The organism is Serratia aquatilis, assembly GCF_044865145.1.
Taxonomy (GTDB): Bacteria; Pseudomonadota; Gammaproteobacteria; order Enterobacterales; family Enterobacteriaceae; genus Chania; species Chania aquatilis.
Window position 1 is genome coordinate 4,182,707 of record NZ_CP173186.1, and the last position, 16,826, is coordinate 4,199,532.

The following is a 16,826-nucleotide window of genomic DNA, read 5'->3' on the forward strand; positions in this document are numbered from 1 at the left end:
ATCGCGTTAACCAAAGCGGTCAATATGTAAATCTATCTGTACGAATTGTATTTCCTCAGACTGGCTCATAAAGTTGCGGTAAGGGTCAGGTATTGGTTTCAGGGTAAAGATCTTGTTGAACTAAAGTTTTTGCTATCTTGCTAAGTTGCCACCGAACGGCAACTTGAAGTGACTTGGGTAAAAGAGAGATTTATTAGTAGGCTAATTAAATAAACCAATAAATTAAACAACTAAAAAACAAATAAAGTACAAATAATCGTCAATTGGTTTTCATTCAATATTCATTTCTGTTTGTCATGCGATATTAATAATGAATATTGAATAAAAATTGCGGGATCTCACAGTTATCCCTTAACAAATAAATAATCATGGCACTCAATCATCAGCACCTCTTTAGAGGGATACCCTATAGATTTCAATATGCAGGCAGGCAGTGACTTGGTTTTGACAATTCATTGATATATCGAGATGAATCAGTTCATGGATACCAACATCACTCCCGTGGCTTACAAAACTAAGCGGACAATCTACATAGACAGGCTACATAAAACCTGCATTAAAAATGCATCGAGTACTAGTTTTTTATTTTCTTACTAAGGGATTCTCATGATCACTCTGGAATTTACAATTATCATTCTCTGCTTATTGGTCGGTACCCGATTTGGCGGTATGGGGCTCGGTTTAATAAGTGGTATTGGTTTATTCTTGCTTTGTTTTATATTCGGATTGCAACCTGGTAAACCGCCTGTCGATGTCATGTTGACAATTTTGGCCGTGATCGGCTGCGCTTCGGTTTTGCAGACGGCTGGCGGCCTGAACGTTATGATGCAATACGCAGAGAGACTGCTACGCCGTCACCCACAGCACATAACACTACTTGCCCCCTTTACCACTTGGACGCTGACGTTCCTTTGCGGTACAGGTCATGTGGTGTACACCATGTTCCCAATTATTTCTGACATTGCCATTAAGAAAGGGATCCGTCCTGAACGTCCAATGGCTGTTGCCTCCGTCGCCTCACAAATGGCTATCACAGCCTCGCCGGTTTCGGTAGCCGTTGTGTCCTTGGTTTCAATCATTGCAGCTGGCCACGGTATTGGCAAAGCCTACACGCTGCTAGAAATACTTGCCGTCTCTATTCCAGCTTCACTGGTTGGTGTTTTGATGGCTGCGCTATGGAGTCTGCGTCGCGGTAAAGAGCTGGATAAGGACCCAGAATTCCAGGCAAAAATCCAGGATCCTGAACAACGTGCCTATATTTATGGCAGTACCGAGACACTACTCAACCAGAAGTTCCCTAAACAGGCATACTGGTCTACTGCGATCTTCTTCGCAGCCATCGCCATCGTCGTATTACTCGGTGCTTTTGCCGATCTGCGCCCTTCATTTGCCGATGCCAAAGGTGCATTGAAACCGCTTTCGATGAACCTGGTTATCCAGATGATGATGCTGATTGCAGGCGCAGTTATCCTGATGGGATGTAAAGTCAAACCAGGAGATATTGCCAATGGTGCCGTTTTCAAAGCGGGGATGGTGGCTATTTTCTCCGTGTTCGGTGTGGCATGGATGAGTGATACTTTTTTCCAGGCCCACATGGGGGATTTAAAAGTACTGTTGGAAGATGTGGTGAAGAGCCAGCCTTGGACCTACGCGATCGTGCTGTTCCTGGTTTCCAAACTGGTTAACAGCCAGGCAGCTGCATTGACGGCTATTGCTCCAATGGCTCTACAACTGGGTGTTGACCCGAAAATGCTGCTTGCCTTCTTCCCAGCTGCATACGGTTACTTTGTATTGCCGACTTACCCAAGTGATTTGGCTTGCATCGGCTTTGACCGTTCTGGAACCACTCGCATTGGTAAATTTATCATCAACCACAGCTTCATTATTCCAGGCTTGATCGGCGTGCTGTGCTCTTGCATCACCGGTTACCTTCTGGTCACTACCTTCTTCTAATGACTTCCCCTACGGCAGCGGGCTGTTATCTCCGTTGCCGTATCTTACTTCAAAGATCACATACTTTATTTGCTGCGGCGAATACCTCCAACATCTGAAAAACCAGGTAGATGAAAAGTGAATAAGTAGCGGCACAAAATTGATAACTTGAGCTAATGAAGGCTATTTTTGTTACAGTAATGAAACGATATAATGTGATGGTTATCACTTATTGTCACTCTTAACAACTGGATCCAAAATGCTCTCTTTACGCGCTCGTCGCGCCATTCCGCTATTTTTTAGCTGCTTGACCGCCTTCACCAGTGTTTCTGTATTTGCCGATAATACTCTGTTCACCGCAATGGACGACCCTTCAACTGCCAAGAAGCCCTTTGATGGTAACATTCAAGCGGGTTATAACGCTCAGACTGGCAACTCACAGAACTCCACTTTACTGGCCAACACCTCCATGACCTGGTTTACCAGTGAAGCGGCTTACAGCCTGTGGGGAGCAGCGAACAATACCACCTCTTCCAACGTACGTTCCTCAGAGAAATATCAGGCTGGTGCCCGTACTCGTCACAACCTGACAGAACGCAACTATATGTTTGGTCAGTTTGGCTGGTTGAACGATCGTTACAACGGCTATGATTCACGCTCAACGATGACAGGGGGTTACGGGCGTCAGATCTTTAATGGCCCACTTCACGATCTGCGTGTGGAATTCGGTCCTGGCGTGCGCCATGACGAATACCGTGGTGGTGGCCGCACTACCCGAGCTCTGGCTTACGGTGCAGCCAACTACTCTTACAAGCTAACAGACAACGCGCGCTTATCCGAGGGTGTATCTGCTCTGGTTAACGATCAAACCACGGTGAACTCTGAAACCGCACTGAACGTCTCGATCAATAACGATTTCGCTCTGCGCCTCGCCTATACGGTAACTTACAACAGCAATCCGCCAGCTTCGGCACCAAAAAGCACTGATACCACAACCTCGGTTACGCTGGTGTATGGTTTGTAGCCACACCTGGCTTTTTTAACCTCTTCCTTGAGCTCATCAATAATGGGCTCTTTCTATGAGTTTCCTGTATCCACCCATACTTTGCTGACAATTGTCGCCTTACCATTAACAACATTTGAACGGCGCTTTTTACTCTGTTAATCGAGAACATAAAAAAGGGGCTTACCATAACGGTAAACCCCTGATAGCTATTAACTTTTGGATGCAGCGTTAGCTGTATCTTAGTTAAGACGCTCTTTGATACGAGCAGACTTACCAGTACGCTCACGCAGGTAGTACAGTTTGGCTTGACGAACGGCACCACGACGCTTAACAGTAATGCTGTCGATTACTGGGGAGTGAGTCTGGAATACACGCTCAACACCTTCGCCGTTGGAAATCTTACGAACAGTGAATGCAGAGTGCAGACCGCGGTTACGAATAGCGATAACCACGCCCTCGAATGCCTGCAGACGCTTCTTGCTACCTTCAACGACCCATACCTTAACTTCCACGGAATCACCCGGACGGAATGAAGGTACGTCTTGCTTCATCTGCTCTTGTTCAATTTGCTTAATAATGTTGCTCATAATATGTCTCTTACCCTAGGTAAACTGATATATCGGTCTCGTCGAGACAATGCTCAGACGTTCCCTTCATAGTCCTGTTACTTGGCACGATGTTCCCGTTGGAACTCGGCCAGCAACACCGCTTGCTCGTCAGTCAGAGCTAGGCTTTCTAGAAGTTCAGGTCTTCTAAGCCAGGTACGGCCCAGCGACTGCTTTAAGCGCCAGCGACGTATCTCGGCATGGTTGCCCGACAGTAAAACTGGCGGAACCTCCATCCCTTCCAACACCTCCGGGCGGGTATAGTGCGGACAGTCCAACAATCCATCAGCAAAGGAATCTTCTTCTGCTGAAGCCTGATGGCCCAGAACACCCGGTATAAAACGGGCGACCGAATCGATCAGGGTCATTGCCGGTAATTCACCACCGCTGAGAACGTAATCGCCGATTGACCATTCTTCGTCAATTTCGGTTTGGATCACGCGCTCGTCTATCCCTTCATAACGGCCACACACCAGAATCATCTTCTGATTAGCCGCCAGTTCGCACACCCCGGCTTGATCCAGTTTGCGCCCCTGAGGTGACAGATAAATCACCTTTGCTCCCTCGCCTGCCGCTGCTTTCGCTGCATGAATGGCTTCCCGTAAAGGTTGCACCATCATCAGCATTCCCGGGCCACCGCCATAAGGGCGATCATCCACGGTACGATGCCGGTCGTAGGTGAAGTCTCGTGGACTCCAACACTGCACGCTCAGCAGGCCATTTTTTACCGCCCGGCTAGTTACCCCGTAGTCGGTGATCGCACGGAACATCTCAGGAAACAGGCTTACAATACCAATGAACACAAGCCAATCCCCATTTTGTTATTCCACTTGCTTCGACCATTAAATTCGGAGGTCAAAAACCAGGATCCCACTCTGCCTCAATGATTTTGGCAGCGAGATCGACTTTCTTGATAACCTGCCCATGAAGAAACGGAACGAGTCGTTCCTTCATACCGAATGCATCTTTCAGGTTTGCCCGCACGACCATTACGTCGTTAGAACCGGTTTCCATCATATCAATGACTTTACCCAGCTCGTATCCGGAGGTGGTGACTACCTGGCAGCCCATCAGGTCTTTCCAGTAATAATCATCGCCTTCCAGAGGAGGCAATTGCTCAGAATCCACCACGATTTCGCAATTCGTCAGTAAATTCGCCGCATCCCGATCGTCAACACCTTTGATTTTGATGATCAGATCCTGACTATGGCGCTTCCAGTCTTCCAACTCGACAAGCTGCCACTGACCAGAGCGCTGGATAAACCAGGGCTGGTAGTCAAATATGCTTTCGGCGTTCTCGGTGGATGAAAACACTCTGAGCCAACCACGAATGCCGTAAGTAGACCCCATTTTACCGAGTACAATCGGCGCGATCGGTACTACCGGTTTGAGTTGCTTGCTCATTGCCACCACCGCGACAGATTAAGCTGCTTTCTTAGCGTCTTTGATCAGCGCGTGAACGCGATCAGAAACGGTTGCACCCAGACCAACCCAGTGCTCAATGCGGTCCAGGTCCAGACGCAGTGCTTCAGCCTGACCAGATGCGATCGGGTTGAAGAAGCCTACACGCTCGATGAAACGACCATCACGAGCATTGCGGCTGTCGGTCACTACTACTTGATAGAACGGACGCTTTTTAGCGCCGCCACGTGCCAAACGAATTGTTACCATAACATCCTCTTTAGTTAATAAAACAGCCGGGCCCCATTGAGGGAACGGGGCCCGGTTGCAATATAAAAAGCCCGAAAATTTTACTCATTTTGGCGCAAAAAGCAATCTAAAGCGTCGATTGCCAGGAAATCGTTTTACGGCCATCACACTTTCGGACGGTTTTTACCACGAATGGTAAATCAGTAAACCTGGCGCATTATCAATGCGCCAGATCTTAACGGCCCGGGAAACCTGGCGGCATCATACCTTTCATGCCGCGCATCATTTTCGCCATACCGCCTTTTTTCATCTTTTTCATCATGCGTTGCATTTCGTCAAACTGCTTCAGCAAACGGTTAACATCCTGCACCTGCATACCCGAGCCCATAGCAATGCGACGCTTACGCGAACCTTTGATGATTTCGGGCTTGGCACGTTCTTTCAGCGTCATCGAGTTGATAATCGCCTCCATACGCACCAACACTTTATCGTCCATTTGCGATTTCACATTATCGGGCAGTTGGCCTGCGCCGGGCAGTTTGCTCAGCATACTAGCCATGCCGCCCATATTGCGCATCTGCTTCAGTTGGTCAAGGAAGTCGGTCAGATCGAAACCATCCCCTTTCTTCAACTTGTTAGCCAACTTTTCCGCTTGCGCGCGATCAACCTTGCTTTCGATATCTTCGATCAGCGATAGCACATCGCCCATGCCAAGAATACGTGAGGCGATACGATCGGGATGGAAAGGTTCAAGCGCATCGGTTTTCTCACCCACACCGAGGAACTTGATTGGCTTGCCGGTAATATGACGAATAGATAACGCTGCACCGCCGCGAGCATCACCATCGACCTTGGTCAGCACCACGCCGGTCAACGGCAGTGCTTCATTGAAGGCTTTGGCCGTGTTGGCAGCATCCTGACCAGTCATGGCGTCCACGACAAACAGGGTCTCAACCGGCTTGATCGCCGCGTGTACCTGTTTGATCTCGTCCATCATTGCTTCATCAACGTGCAAACGACCTGCGGTGTCGACAATCAATACGTCATAAAACTTCAGTTTGGCCTGCTGCAACGCATGGTTAACGATATCGATCGGTTTTTCTTTGATATCTGACGGGAAGAAGTCAATACCAACACCTTCAGCCAGAGTTTCCAACTGGCGGATCGCCGCTGGGCGATACACGTCGGCAGAAACCACTAAAACCTTTTTCTTCTGTTTTTCTTTCAGAAACTTGCCAAGCTTGGCCACGCTGGTAGTTTTACCCGCCCCCTGTAGCCCCGCCATCAAAACCACTGCCGGTGGCTGGGCAGCCAGATTCAGTTCGGTGTTGACTTCACCCATAGCGGCAATCAGTTCGTTTTTGACGATCTTGACGAACTCTTGGCCCGGCGTCAGGCTTTTATTGACTTCATGACCAACCGCGCTCTCTTTTACGCGGTTGATGAAGTCACGCACAACCGGTAGCGCAACGTCCGCTTCCAGCAATGCCATACGCACTTCACGCAGGGTGTCTTTAATGTTCTCTTCTGTCAGCCGGCCACGGCCGCTGATATTGCGCAGAGTGCGCGATAATCGATCGGTTAAATTTTCAAACATCGTCTCATGCTCAACGTAAGAGTCAGGCCGCAGTGGCGACACAATTGCGGCGATTATAACACGAAGCTGCTACGATCTCTGCTTCAGCGTTGGAGATTGGTTGGAGTGAGACTCGCTCAACGCTATACTGACGTTCAAATTAACCACGCCGATGCTAAATAACGCTATGCCAGTTTTTTCTATTGTGGCTCTGATGGCCTACCTGCTCAGCCTTGGACTGATCATTCCCAGTTTGTTGCGGAAGAATAGTGCATACCGTCGATTGGCTATTTTTTCAGCGGCTGTGGCGCTGGTCTGCCATGCCATTGCGCTGCAGCAGCGTATTTTTGATGTCAGTGCCGGCCAAAACCTGAGTCTGCTGAACATCGGATCTATCGTCAGCCTGATTATCTGTTCGGTTATGACCTTCGTCGCTTCGCGCGATCGCGGTTGGTTCCTGCTGCCCATCGTCTACAGCTTTGCGATGATCAATCTGGCATTTGCCAGCTTTCTGCCAGGTGAATTCATTACCCATCTAGAAGCCAGCCCGGAGTTGATGGTCCATATCGGTTTGGCGCTATTCGCATACGCGACGTTAATTATCGCCACGTTATACGCTCTGCAACTCGCCTGGCTCGATTACCTCCTCAAGCATAAGAAGCTCCACTTCAGTGCCGATATGCCACCGTTGATGAGTATTGAACGTAAAATGTTCCACATCACTCAGATTGGAGTGGTGCTGCTAACGCTGACCTTGTGCACCGGCCTGCTCTATATGGATAACCTGTTCAGCAAGGAGAACGTGCATAAAGCCGTGCTCTCAATTATGGCCTGGTTCGTCTATATCGTGCTTCTGTGGGGGCATTATCATGAAGGTTGGCGTGGCCGGCGCGTTGTCTGGTTCAGCTTCGCTGGCTCTTTTCTTCTTACGCTGGCCTACTTCGGCAGCCGTCTGATCCAGGAAGTCATGGTGCGCTAAAATAGAATCTAGCACCCCTGACTCCGGTTAGGCTTTCTTTTCAGCTACATAAGGAATACCGCGTTGGAGCACGTTTCGACAGGGACTCTCATTTTCATTCTGGTGTTAATGATTGTGATCTCAGCTTATTTTTCAGCATCCGAAACCGGCATGATGACGCTCAACCGCTATCGTCTCCGTCACCTGTCAAAACAGGGAAATAGAGGCGCTCGCCGGGTGGAGAAGCTTATGCAGAAGCCTGATCGGTTAATCGGCCTGGTGTTGATCGGCAACAACCTGGTAAATATTTTGGCTTCAGCTTTGGGAACTATCGTCGGGATGCGCCTGTATGGTGATATTGGCGTAGCCATTGCTACCGGAATACTGACCTTTGTCGTGCTACTGTTTGCGGAGGTATTACCGAAAACTTTTGCTGCGCTCTATCCTGAACGTATCGCCTTCCCAAGCAGTTTCCTATTGACCCCCTTGCAGAAGATCATGTTCCCACTGGTGTGGCTTCTCAATGGCATCACTACCCTGCTACTGCGTATTTTCGGTATACGCACCAATGTTCGTATCAGCGGTGCATTAAGTAAGGATGAACTGCGAACCATAGTGAACGAATCCCAATCACAAATTTCACGCCGTAATCAAGACATGCTGATTTCGGTACTGGATCTGGAAAAGGTGACGGTTGATGACATCATGGTGCCACGCAACGAGATCGTCGGTATTGACATCAATGACGACTGGAAGTCGATCATGCGTCAACTGACACATTCGCCACATGGGCGCATTGTGCTTTATCGTGACTCACTGGACGATGCCATCGGCATGTTGCGAGTGCGTGAAGCCTACCGCCTGATGACCGAGAAAAAAGAGTTCAATAAAGAGAACCTGCTGCGTGCCGCCGACGAAATCTACTTCGTGCCAGAAGGTACCCCACTCAGCATCCAGTTGGTGAAGTTTCAGCGCAATAAAGAAAAGGTCAGCATCGTAGTCGATGAGTACGGGGATATTCAGGGCCTGGTCACGGTAGAAGATATCCTTGAAGAGATCGTCGGTGACTTCACAACGTCGATGTCGCCAACGCTGGCGGAAGAGGTCAATCCTCAGAGCGATGGTTCGGTGTTGATCGATGGCACAGCAAACGTACGTGAGTTAAATAAAGCGTTCAACTGGACATTGCCTGCCACTGAGGCGCGAACCATTAACGGTATGATCCTGGAAGAGTTGGAGGATATCCCCAGCACAGGTACCAGAGTGCGCATCGGTCACTATGATATCGACATTCTCGATGTGCAGGATAATATGATCAAACAGGTGCGCGTGACGCCGATAAAATCATTACAGTCTAGCCTGCAAAACCACTAGTCAGACGCAAAGAAAAAGACGCAAAGCCGCGTCTTTTTTCATTAATTGGTTTCAATTCCGAAACTAAATGTGCAGTTCTTGCAATTTATCTTTCGGCAAAGCCAATTCTTCGTTGTGATTAACCACCACACCCCGCTCGATAATGTGATTGGCAATCTCCTGCGCCTCTTCCAGTGAGTGCATGTGGTAGGTACCACATTGGAATTCATTAAGCTCAGGGATCTTGCGCTGGTCGGTGACTTTCAGGACATCGGCCATTGCAGCTTTCCAGGCATCAGCTACGCGTTGTTCTTCAGGCACACCAATCAGGCTCATGTAGAAACCGGTGCGGCATCCCATTGGTGAAATATCGATAATCTCAACGCCGTTACCGTTTAGATGATCACGCATAAAACCAGCAAACAGATGTTCCAACGTATGAATTCCGCGCTCCGGCATCACTTCCAGATTCGGGCGGCAAAAACGAAGGTCGAATACGGTTATGGTATCGCCATGAGGCGTTTTCATGGTTTTAGCAACTCGGACAGCCGGAGCTGCCATGCGGGTATGGTCTACGGTAAAGCTATCCAGCAGTGGCATATCGTCATTTCCTCGTTAAAGCGTAATTATTTCAAAAATTTTTCCCACTCAAGGAAACCTTTTCCAAACCAGTGAGTCTCAGTATATGAAAGACGCGCATTTGTTATCATCATCCCTGCTATTAGAGATGCATATTTGGCCACATTGATGTGGCCTTTTTCTTTTTCAGCTTCCGCCGTTTGCTTTCAGAAATTCATCAAAACTTAGCGTATCACTGGCTTCTATGTCGCGCTGACGCTGCCATGAGTCCTTCTGCTCCTGCGCCAGTTGCTCTTCTGTCAGAATTTCCAATGGCTCTTGCATCAGCATCTGGCGGTATTGTTCAGCCAGTTCCAAGCCCGCACGGCCCGCCCCCTCTGCTTTCAATACTTTAAGGATACGGGCAGAGAATGTCAGTTCCGGATCGTCAAATGCGGCAACCAGCTCATCGCACACTTGTTGATATAGTTGATTACCGGCTTCACTATCAAGCACTTCAGCAACCCGCTTCAGATCGCCGAACAATGCTTTCCCCACCTCACTCAACGGTTTGCGTGTATCATCACAACCGATGCCGATAGTCTGCCCCGGCTTGCGCCCCTCCAGGATCACACGATTCCAGTTTTTGCGGGTGCAGAGTAGTTCATCGCTACTCATTTCCGGCGCATCCGCCAGTGCGCACCACACCAGGAATAAGTCCAGGAAGCGAGCCTGTACCGCATCCACGCCGATTGGCGAGAATGGGTTGATATCCAGCGAGCGGACTTCAATATATTCAATGCCCCCCCGCAGCAAGGCATCTGACGGTGTTTCACCGCTGTTGGTCACCCTTTTTGGCCGGATTGGTGCATAGAGTTCGTTTTCGATCTGCAACACGTTACTGTTCAGTTGCAGGTAGCGATCGCCCTCTTTCACGCCAAGCTTGGCATACTCTTCAGAAGGTGTAGCAATGGCACGTTTCAGGCCTTTGACATAGCTCTGCAGGTCGTTAAAGGTAATGCCCAGGTTGCTTTGTGACTTATTGGTATAGCCCAGATCACTCAGGCGCAGTGAGGTGGCATAAGGCAGATAGCACATCCCATACTCATTACGTTCAAACGGCAACGAGGTTTCTCGCCCTTGCAGGAAAGAGGAACAGATTGCCGGTGAAGCACCAAACAGATAAGGGATCACCCAACCAAAGCGATAGTAGTTGCGTATCAGGCGGAAATATCCCGCAGAGATCTGCTCTTTACCACTTTCGGCGTCTTTAACACCCGCCCATGCCTGCCAGAACTCAAGCGGCAAGGAAAAATTGTAGTGCACACCGGAAATTGTCTGCATCAACGCGCCATAGCGGTTCTTTAGCCCTTCACGGTAAAGCGTTTTCATACGGCCAATATTGGACGTGCCAAACTGTGCCAGCTCGATATGCTGCTCACTTTCGATAAAGCATGGCATGCTGAACGGCCACATGCGTTCTTCACCTAAATTGCGCGCAACGTGACGATGGATGTCACGTAAGAACGTCAGCAAGTGATCGATGTTGTCATCAACCGGCGTAATAAATTCTAACAGCGCCTCGGCAAAATCCGTGGTAATCCAATGGTGCGTTAATGCAGCCCCCAGCTTTTCCGGATGCCCTGTGCTAGCGAGCGAGCCATCAGCGGTAATTCGCAATGTTTCACGCTCAATACCGCGCCGGATCCCTTTTAAAGCATGAGGGTGTGCTTCCAACCAAGAAAGCGCTTGTGATACGTCCGGGATCAAATTGACCTCCCGCTTCTAAAATCCATAACTCGTAAGCATACTGAATCTGCGCTCAAGAGAATATTGAGTTATATTCACTTGGCTATTGCCACCAGGCAAGCCCCTGCAGTGTAATCATAGTAAGTATGATGTAACGCAACGCCTTGCCAACACATAGAAACAGTGTAACGGGGGCCCATGGCATGCGCAGCCAGCCTGCCAACACGCACAACAAATCGCCCACAACCGGTACCCAACTGAGCAACAGCGCAGCCGGGCCATAGCGATTTAACCAGCCAAGAGCCGTTTCCAACCCTCGTTGCGGTTTCATCGCCGGTAGCAGGCGCCCGATAATTACATTGGTCAACCCACCCAGAGTATTTCCCAACGTTGCAGCCAGCACCAAAAAACCTGGTGAAACACTGCTATTGGTCAACAGCGCGACCAATACGATCTCTGAATTGCCCGGCAGCAGTGTAGCACTGAGGAAACTGCTACCAAACAGCGACATGACCGCCAGCGTGCTACTCACAGCGTACGAACATCTACCACTGCCATATTGGCACTCCTGGCGGCCTGGATACCAAAATCAGCATCTTCAAACACCACACAACGTTCTGGCGGTACGCCGATCAATTCAGCACAGCGCAGGAAAGTATCCGGCTCTGGCTTATGGCGTTGAACATCATCAGCACCGACAAGCGCATCAAAACAGTTAAGCAGCCCTAAGTGACTCAGTAACATCTCCGCCATTCGGTGCTCGCTGCCAGTTCCCACCGCCATAGGACGGCGGCCATAATAAGATTTTACCACTTCAATCAGCGGTAATGGTCGAACTGTGTCCAACAGCATTCCCTCGACTGCACGAGTTTTCTCCGCGGCAAGATGATAAGGGTCGAGATCTGCTTGATATGAGGCAATGATCGCCTGGGCAATTCGCCAAGTTGGTGAACCATTCAGCCCCACCATGGCCGTTTCATCAAACTTCATGCCATAACGTGCCAACACTTCATGCCACGCCTTACGGTGCGTCGGCTCAGTGTCCAGAATGGTGCCATCCATGTCAAAAATAAGACCTTGGTAGCGATCGTACATCGTGACTCCATGACCATTAAGGAAGGAAAACCACTTTAGCGCAAAGCCGCAAGGTTGTCGCGGCTTCAACCTGGTGGAAAATGCTGAGTTGAAATGAGGTTTCTGGAGATATAAAGCGAAAAACCCGCCAAAGCGGGTTGAGGTTGATGACAAAGTCGCCTTCTGACCTGAGATACCCGGGCCTAGCGCACCGAGGGGCGCTCCGACGGCTTACGCCGTTACGACCCCATCGGCACGCTCTCCCTAATAACGGGGGTTGTCAGCAGTCTGAACCCGCCAAAGCGGGTTTTTCTTAAATGGTGCATCCAGGAGGATAACTCGGCTATGCCTCGCCCTTCGGGCCGTTGCTAAAGCAACGTTGTCTCGCTTCGCTCGGCTCGAACCTCCAACCGCTCTCCTCGCGGTCGTAAAACGAAAAACCCGCCAAGGCGGGTTTTTCTTAAATGGTGCATCCAGGAGGATTCGAACCTCCGACCGCTCGGTTCGTAGCCGAGTACTCTATCCAGCTGAGCTATGGATGCAGTCTTATTTTTATAGCGAGTGTGTTTCGTTCCGTGAAACTGCACTGAAGAATGGTGCATCCAGGAGGATTCGAACCTCCGACCGCTCGGTTCGTAGCCGAGTACTCTATCCAGCTGAGCTATGGATGCACAGGAATTCTTTTTGATACCGTATGGTACTACTTTGACAGCTTGACCATATGGCTAGATATGGTGCATCCAGGAGGATTCGAACCTCCGACCGCTCGGTTCGTAGCCGAGTACTCTATCCAGCTGAGCTATGGATGCAAATGGCGGTGAGGCGGGGATTCGAACCCCGGATGCAGCTTTTGACCGCATACTCCCTTAGCAGGGGAGCGCCTTCAGCCTCTCGGCCACCTCACCATACGCTTCTTTCGAATTGTGCCTAACTGCTTTTAGAGAAGCTCATCGGCACTGCGTGGCGCACATATTACTTTCCCCGACTTATAAGTCAAACAATTTTTCCCAACTCATGCGCGTTTGCACAATTCACAGGCAACATGGATGATTTCACGGCAAAAAGAGGGTTTTATCAACAAGAAAACCCGGCGACACCGCACGTGAAAGTTTTGACAAAAAGATGAGTTTTAGAAAAAAAAGCTGGGGAGAGATAAAAACGTTGTAGCGGGAGAGCAATAGCGCCTCGTTATGGAACGAGACGCTACTTAGAAATCAGTAAGTCGTCTGTTGAGACTTCTCGGCCTGGATGCGCTGATAGATTTCTTCACGGTGAACCGACACCTCTTTGGGGGCATTCACACCAATACGAACCTGGTTGCCTTTCACCCCTAGCACTGTGACCGTTACCTCATCGCCAATCATGAGGGTTTCACCAACTCGACGAGTCAGAATTAACATTCTTTGCTCCTTGAAAGATTAAAAGAGTCGGGTCTCTCAGTTTCCCCGCTATTATCCATGATATACAGTGAAAACGTAAGTCAATACCCTACAATAAATGTAAGTAGACTTAGTGTCACTCCACATTGAAGATAAGTTTAGCTGACCAGAGAAACTTTGTTCCCGTAATTGTAACTACATTGTGTTAGCACTGTTTAAAACGCCATAACCTATCGGGATTATGGCGTTTTTCTGTGCCTATTTATTTATTTTCATAGCTTAGAGGCCACCCAGGCTTCTACGCTGTTCAGTGCTGCAGGCAAGGCATCGATATCATTCCCCCCTGCCATGGCCATATCTGGCCGGCCACCGCCCTTACCGCCAACTTGTTGTGCAATGTTACCAATCAGTTCGCCAGCCTTAACCCGATCGGTCAAATCTTTGGTGACACCAGCAATCAGGCTGACTTTTCCTTCTTCCACCGTTGCAAGAACGATGATCGCGGATCCCAGTTGATTCTTAAGTTCATCAACCATTGTGCGCAATATTTTCGGCTCAACGTTATCCAATTGGCTAACCAACAGTTTCACGCCGTTAACCAGCTTCGCTTTGCTTGATAGAGAAGCACTCTCCAAGGCAGCCTGCTGATCTTTCAGTTGTTGCAACTCTTTTTCCAGTGAACGAGTGCGGTCAAGTACCGCTCGCACTTTATCGCTCAGGCTATTGCTGTCACCTTTTACCTGATGGGCAATATCCTGGAGCAAATCGCTCTGCTGGTGCAGGGTAGCAATCGCCTCTTCACCCGTTACCGCCTCAATACGGCGGATCCCCGCAGCGGTGCCGGATTCATTCTGAATGCGGAACAAACCGATATCACCGGTACGATTGGCATGAGTCCCGCCACACAGCTCGGTTGAGAAATCCCCCATGGACAACACACGTACGTCGTCATCGTATTTCTCGCCGAACAGCGCCATCGCGCCCTTCTCTTTCGCGTCGTCCAGCGCCATCACTTCTGTCTGCACGGGGAGATTTCGACGGACCTGCTGATTGACCAAATCCTCCACCAGCCGGATTTGCTCAGGCTTCATTGCTTCAGAATGCGAGAAATCGAAACGCAGGTATTTATCGTTAACCAATGACCCCTTCTGCGATACATGCTCACCCAGGATCTTGCGCAGTGCTGCATGCAGCAGGTGGGTTGCAGAGTGATTCAAGCGGATACGGTTTCGGCGCGCACTATCAATAACGGCATCGACGCTGTCGTTCAATCTCAGCGTACCGGTAGCCAGTTTGCCCAAGTGGCCAATTGCCTGACCATACTTCTGCACATCGCTGACAGCAAACTCGAGCCCCGCAGCTTTAAGCACACCTTTATCACCAACCTGACCGCCCGACTCTGCGTAGAATGGCGTTTCATCCAGAACCACCACGCCTTCTTCACCAGCATGGAGCTCTTCCACTGGCCGACCATCGCGGAACAGCGCGATCACTTTAGCCAGTTGCTCTTCGCAGTCGTATCCATTGAATTGGCTGGTGCCATCAACACGGATCATGCTGTTATAGTCTGCACCAAAACCACTGGACTCACGTGCACGGCGGCGCTGAGCTTCCATTGCCTGCTCAAAACCGGCTTCATCGACTTTTAAACCGCGTTCGCGGCAAACATCCGCCGTGAGGTCCACTGGGAAACCATAGGTGTCATACAGGCGGAATGCCGTTTCGCCGTCCAGGGTATCACCCTGCAGTTTAGCCAGTTCATCATCCAGCAACGCTAGACCACGTTCCAGCGTACGAGCAAACTGTTCTTCTTCGGTTTTCAGTACCTGTTCAACCTGAGTCTGCAAGCGTTTAAGCTCATCCGCTGCCGGCCCCATCACTTCGATCAGTGGAGCAACCAGTTTATAGAAGAAGGTATCTTGAGCCCCCAACATGTTGCCATGTCTGATCGCACGGCGAATGATACGGCGCAGCACGTAACCACGGTTTTCATTCGAAGGGATAACGCCATCAGCAATCAGGAAAGCACAGGAACGAATATGATCGGCAATAACGCGCAGTGACTTGTTACTCAGATCGGTTGCGCCGGTCAGTTTAGCGATGGCTTCAATCAGTGTACGGAACACATCAATTTCATAGTTGGAATTGACATGTTGCAGCACCGCAGCGATGCGCTCCAGACCCATACCGGTATCCACGGAAGGTTTCGGCAGCGGCTGCATGGTACCGTCAGACTGGCGGTTAAACTGCATGAACACGATGTTCCAGATCTCGATATAACGATCACCATCTTCTTCCGCACTACCTGGAGGCCCGCCCCAGATGTGATCGCCATGATCGTAAAATATCTCGGTACAAGGGCCACATGGGCCAGTGTCACCCATCTGCCAGAAGTTATCTGAAGCATAAGGCGCGCCCTTGTTGTCACCGATGCGGATAATGCGCTCAGCAGGAACACCAATCTGGTGTTGCCAGATGTCGAAAGCTTCGTCATCAGTCTCATAGACGGTAACCCAAAGCTTGTCTTTTGGCAGGTTAAACCAGTTTTCACCGGTCAACAGTTCCCACGCATAGCTGATGGCATCCGGCTTAAAGTAGTCACCGAAGCTGAAGTTCCCCAGCATTTCAAAAAAGGTATGATGACGGGCGGTATAGCCCACATTTTCCAGATCGTTATGCTTGCCACCGGCACGCACGCAGCGTTGTGACGTGGTTGCACGCGAGTATGCTCGCTTGTCCAGCCCCAGGAAAACGTCCTTAAATTGGTTCATACCGGCATTGGTAAACAGCAATGTCGGATCATTGTTAGGCACCAAGGAGCTGCTTGCTACAACCTGATGACCTTTACTATGAAAGAAATCGAGAAACGCTTGACGGATCTCAGCGGTGCTCTTGCTCATAATTTTCCCGGAAAGGCTAGATAACGACGCGTGATCAAAGGTGCGATATCTTGACGATATCCTCTGGTTCACGAACTAAAAGTGTG

15 protein-coding genes, 4 tRNA genes and 1 other RNA gene are annotated in these 16,826 nt (G+C 49.7%); 4 read left to right on the forward strand and 16 right to left on the reverse strand.

What is annotated here, in order from left to right; translation table 11 throughout:
- Nucleotides 1-606: 606 nt before the first annotated feature.
- Both SAQUA_RS18890 and SAQUA_RS18895 read left to right on the forward strand, forming a co-directional pair.
- Entirely contained in the window at nucleotides 607-1,953 is a 1,347-nt protein-coding gene (locus SAQUA_RS18890) for an anaerobic C4-dicarboxylate transporter (protein WP_380678304.1), read from the forward strand.
- Between the two features lie 238 nt (nucleotides 1,954-2,191).
- Nucleotides 2,192-2,956: a YdiY family protein gene (locus SAQUA_RS18895; protein ID WP_380678306.1), complete on the forward strand. Its 765-nt coding sequence runs from the start codon at nucleotides 2,192-2,194 to the stop codon at nucleotides 2,954-2,956.
- 221 nt (nucleotides 2,957-3,177) lie between these two features.
- Here SAQUA_RS18895 and rplS read toward each other — a convergent pair whose 3' ends face one another.
- From rplS to ffh, 5 genes are all read right to left on the reverse strand, one after another.
- On the reverse strand, nucleotides 3,178-3,525 hold the full coding sequence (gene rplS, locus SAQUA_RS18900; protein WP_380678308.1) for a 50S ribosomal protein L19: 348 nt from the start codon (nucleotides 3,523-3,525) through the stop codon (nucleotides 3,178-3,180).
- Nucleotides 3,526-3,602: 77 nt separating this feature from the next.
- Nucleotides 3,603-4,346, reverse strand: a complete 744-nt coding sequence (trmD, locus tag SAQUA_RS18905; RefSeq protein WP_380678310.1) for a tRNA (guanosine(37)-N1)-methyltransferase TrmD — start codon at nucleotides 4,344-4,346, stop codon at nucleotides 3,603-3,605.
- A 52-nt stretch (nucleotides 4,347-4,398) separates the two neighbouring features.
- Nucleotides 4,399-4,947 (reverse strand): ribosome maturation factor RimM, encoded by a 549-nt coding sequence (gene rimM / locus SAQUA_RS18910; protein ID WP_380678312.1) that lies wholly within the window; start codon nucleotides 4,945-4,947, stop codon nucleotides 4,399-4,401.
- An 18-nt stretch (nucleotides 4,948-4,965) separates the two neighbouring features.
- Nucleotides 4,966-5,214 (reverse strand): 30S ribosomal protein S16, encoded by a 249-nt coding sequence (rpsP, locus tag SAQUA_RS18915; protein ID WP_004932501.1) that lies wholly within the window; start codon nucleotides 5,212-5,214, stop codon nucleotides 4,966-4,968.
- 214 nt (nucleotides 5,215-5,428) lie between these two features.
- Nucleotides 5,429-6,790: a signal recognition particle protein gene (gene ffh, locus SAQUA_RS18920; RefSeq protein WP_380678326.1), complete on the reverse strand. Its 1,362-nt coding sequence runs from the start codon at nucleotides 6,788-6,790 to the stop codon at nucleotides 5,429-5,431.
- A 166-nt stretch (nucleotides 6,791-6,956) separates the two neighbouring features.
- Here ffh and SAQUA_RS18925 point away from each other — a divergent pair, with 166 nt between their 5' ends.
- Nucleotides 6,957-7,748: an inner membrane protein YpjD gene (locus SAQUA_RS18925; protein WP_380678328.1), complete on the forward strand. Its 792-nt coding sequence runs from the start codon at nucleotides 6,957-6,959 to the stop codon at nucleotides 7,746-7,748.
- Nucleotides 7,749-7,811: 63 nt separating this feature from the next.
- Complete coding sequence (locus SAQUA_RS18930; protein WP_380678330.1) at nucleotides 7,812-9,101, forward strand: HlyC/CorC family transporter; 1,290 nt, start codon at nucleotides 7,812-7,814, stop codon at nucleotides 9,099-9,101.
- Nucleotides 9,102-9,164: 63 nt separating this feature from the next.
- On the opposite strand, the gene luxS is transcribed toward SAQUA_RS18930, so the two are convergent.
- The 11 genes from luxS to alaS all read right to left on the reverse strand — a co-directional run bounded on the left by luxS (nucleotide 9,165) and on the right by alaS (nucleotide 16,740).
- Nucleotides 9,165-9,680, reverse strand: a complete 516-nt coding sequence (gene luxS, locus SAQUA_RS18935; RefSeq protein WP_380678332.1) for an S-ribosylhomocysteine lyase — start codon at nucleotides 9,678-9,680, stop codon at nucleotides 9,165-9,167.
- Nucleotides 9,681-9,845: 165 nt separating this feature from the next.
- Nucleotides 9,846-11,408: a glutamate--cysteine ligase gene (gshA, locus tag SAQUA_RS18940; RefSeq protein WP_380678334.1), complete on the reverse strand. Its 1,563-nt coding sequence runs from the start codon at nucleotides 11,406-11,408 to the stop codon at nucleotides 9,846-9,848.
- A gap of 82 nt (nucleotides 11,409-11,490) precedes the next feature.
- Nucleotides 11,491-11,919, reverse strand: a complete 429-nt coding sequence (locus SAQUA_RS18945; RefSeq protein WP_380678336.1) for a YqaA family protein — start codon at nucleotides 11,917-11,919, stop codon at nucleotides 11,491-11,493.
- A complete protein-coding gene (yqaB, locus tag SAQUA_RS18950; RefSeq protein WP_380678338.1) occupies nucleotides 11,916-12,482 on the reverse strand; it encodes a fructose-1-phosphate/6-phosphogluconate phosphatase in 567 nt (188 codons plus the stop codon). The genes SAQUA_RS18945 and yqaB overlap by 4 nt, the downstream gene beginning before the upstream one ends.
- 297 nt (nucleotides 12,483-12,779) lie before the next feature.
- Nucleotides 12,780-12,899, reverse strand: a non-coding RNA gene (locus SAQUA_RS18955) — RtT sRNA.
- Between the two features lie 27 nt (nucleotides 12,900-12,926).
- Nucleotides 12,927-13,003: transfer RNA gene (locus SAQUA_RS18960), tRNA-Arg, on the reverse strand.
- A 52-nt stretch (nucleotides 13,004-13,055) separates the two neighbouring features.
- Nucleotides 13,056-13,132, reverse strand: a tRNA-Arg gene (locus SAQUA_RS18965).
- 61 nt (nucleotides 13,133-13,193) lie between these two features.
- Nucleotides 13,194-13,270: transfer RNA gene (locus SAQUA_RS18970), tRNA-Arg, on the reverse strand.
- Between the two features lie 3 nt (nucleotides 13,271-13,273).
- A tRNA-Ser gene (locus SAQUA_RS18975) sits at nucleotides 13,274-13,366 on the reverse strand.
- 309 nt (nucleotides 13,367-13,675) lie between these two features.
- Nucleotides 13,676-13,861: a carbon storage regulator CsrA gene (gene csrA, locus SAQUA_RS18980; RefSeq protein ID WP_004091602.1), complete on the reverse strand. Its 186-nt coding sequence runs from the start codon at nucleotides 13,859-13,861 to the stop codon at nucleotides 13,676-13,678.
- A gap of 251 nt (nucleotides 13,862-14,112) precedes the next feature.
- Nucleotides 14,113-16,740, reverse strand: a complete 2,628-nt coding sequence (gene alaS / locus SAQUA_RS18985) for an alanine--tRNA ligase (RefSeq protein WP_380678343.1) — start codon at nucleotides 16,738-16,740, stop codon at nucleotides 14,113-14,115.
- Nucleotides 16,741-16,826 lie beyond the last annotated feature (86 nt).

Excerpts from the sequence above, each read along its gene's own strand:
- SAQUA_RS18890 (WP_380678304.1), top strand. The coding sequence starts at position 607 with ATGATCACTCTGGAATTTACAATTATCATTCTCTGCTTATTGGTCGGT.
- SAQUA_RS18895 (WP_380678306.1), top strand. The coding sequence starts at position 2,192 with ATGCTCTCTTTACGCGCTCGTCGCGCCATTCCGCTATTTTTTAGCTGC.
- rplS (WP_380678308.1), bottom strand. The coding sequence starts at position 3,525 with ATGAGCAACATTATTAAGCAAATTGAACAAGAGCAGATGAAGCAAGAC.
- rimM (WP_380678312.1), bottom strand. The coding sequence starts at position 4,947 with ATGAGCAAGCAACTCAAACCGGTAGTACCGATCGCGCCGATTGTACTC.
- rpsP (WP_004932501.1), bottom strand. The coding sequence starts at position 5,214 with ATGGTAACAATTCGTTTGGCACGTGGCGGCGCTAAAAAGCGTCCGTTC.
- ffh (WP_380678326.1), bottom strand. The coding sequence starts at position 6,790 with ATGTTTGAAAATTTAACCGATCGATTATCGCGCACTCTGCGCAATATC.
- SAQUA_RS18925 (WP_380678328.1), top strand. The coding sequence starts at position 6,957 with ATGCCAGTTTTTTCTATTGTGGCTCTGATGGCCTACCTGCTCAGCCTT.
- luxS (WP_380678332.1), bottom strand. The coding sequence starts at position 9,680 with ATGCCACTGCTGGATAGCTTTACCGTAGACCATACCCGCATGGCAGCT.
- yqaB (WP_380678338.1), bottom strand. The coding sequence starts at position 12,482 with ATGTACGATCGCTACCAAGGTCTTATTTTTGACATGGATGGCACCATT.
- csrA (WP_004091602.1), bottom strand. The coding sequence starts at position 13,861 with ATGTTAATTCTGACTCGTCGAGTTGGTGAAACCCTCATGATTGGCGAT.
- alaS (WP_380678343.1), bottom strand. The coding sequence starts at position 16,740 with ATGAGCAAGAGCACCGCTGAGATCCGTCAAGCGTTTCTCGATTTCTTT.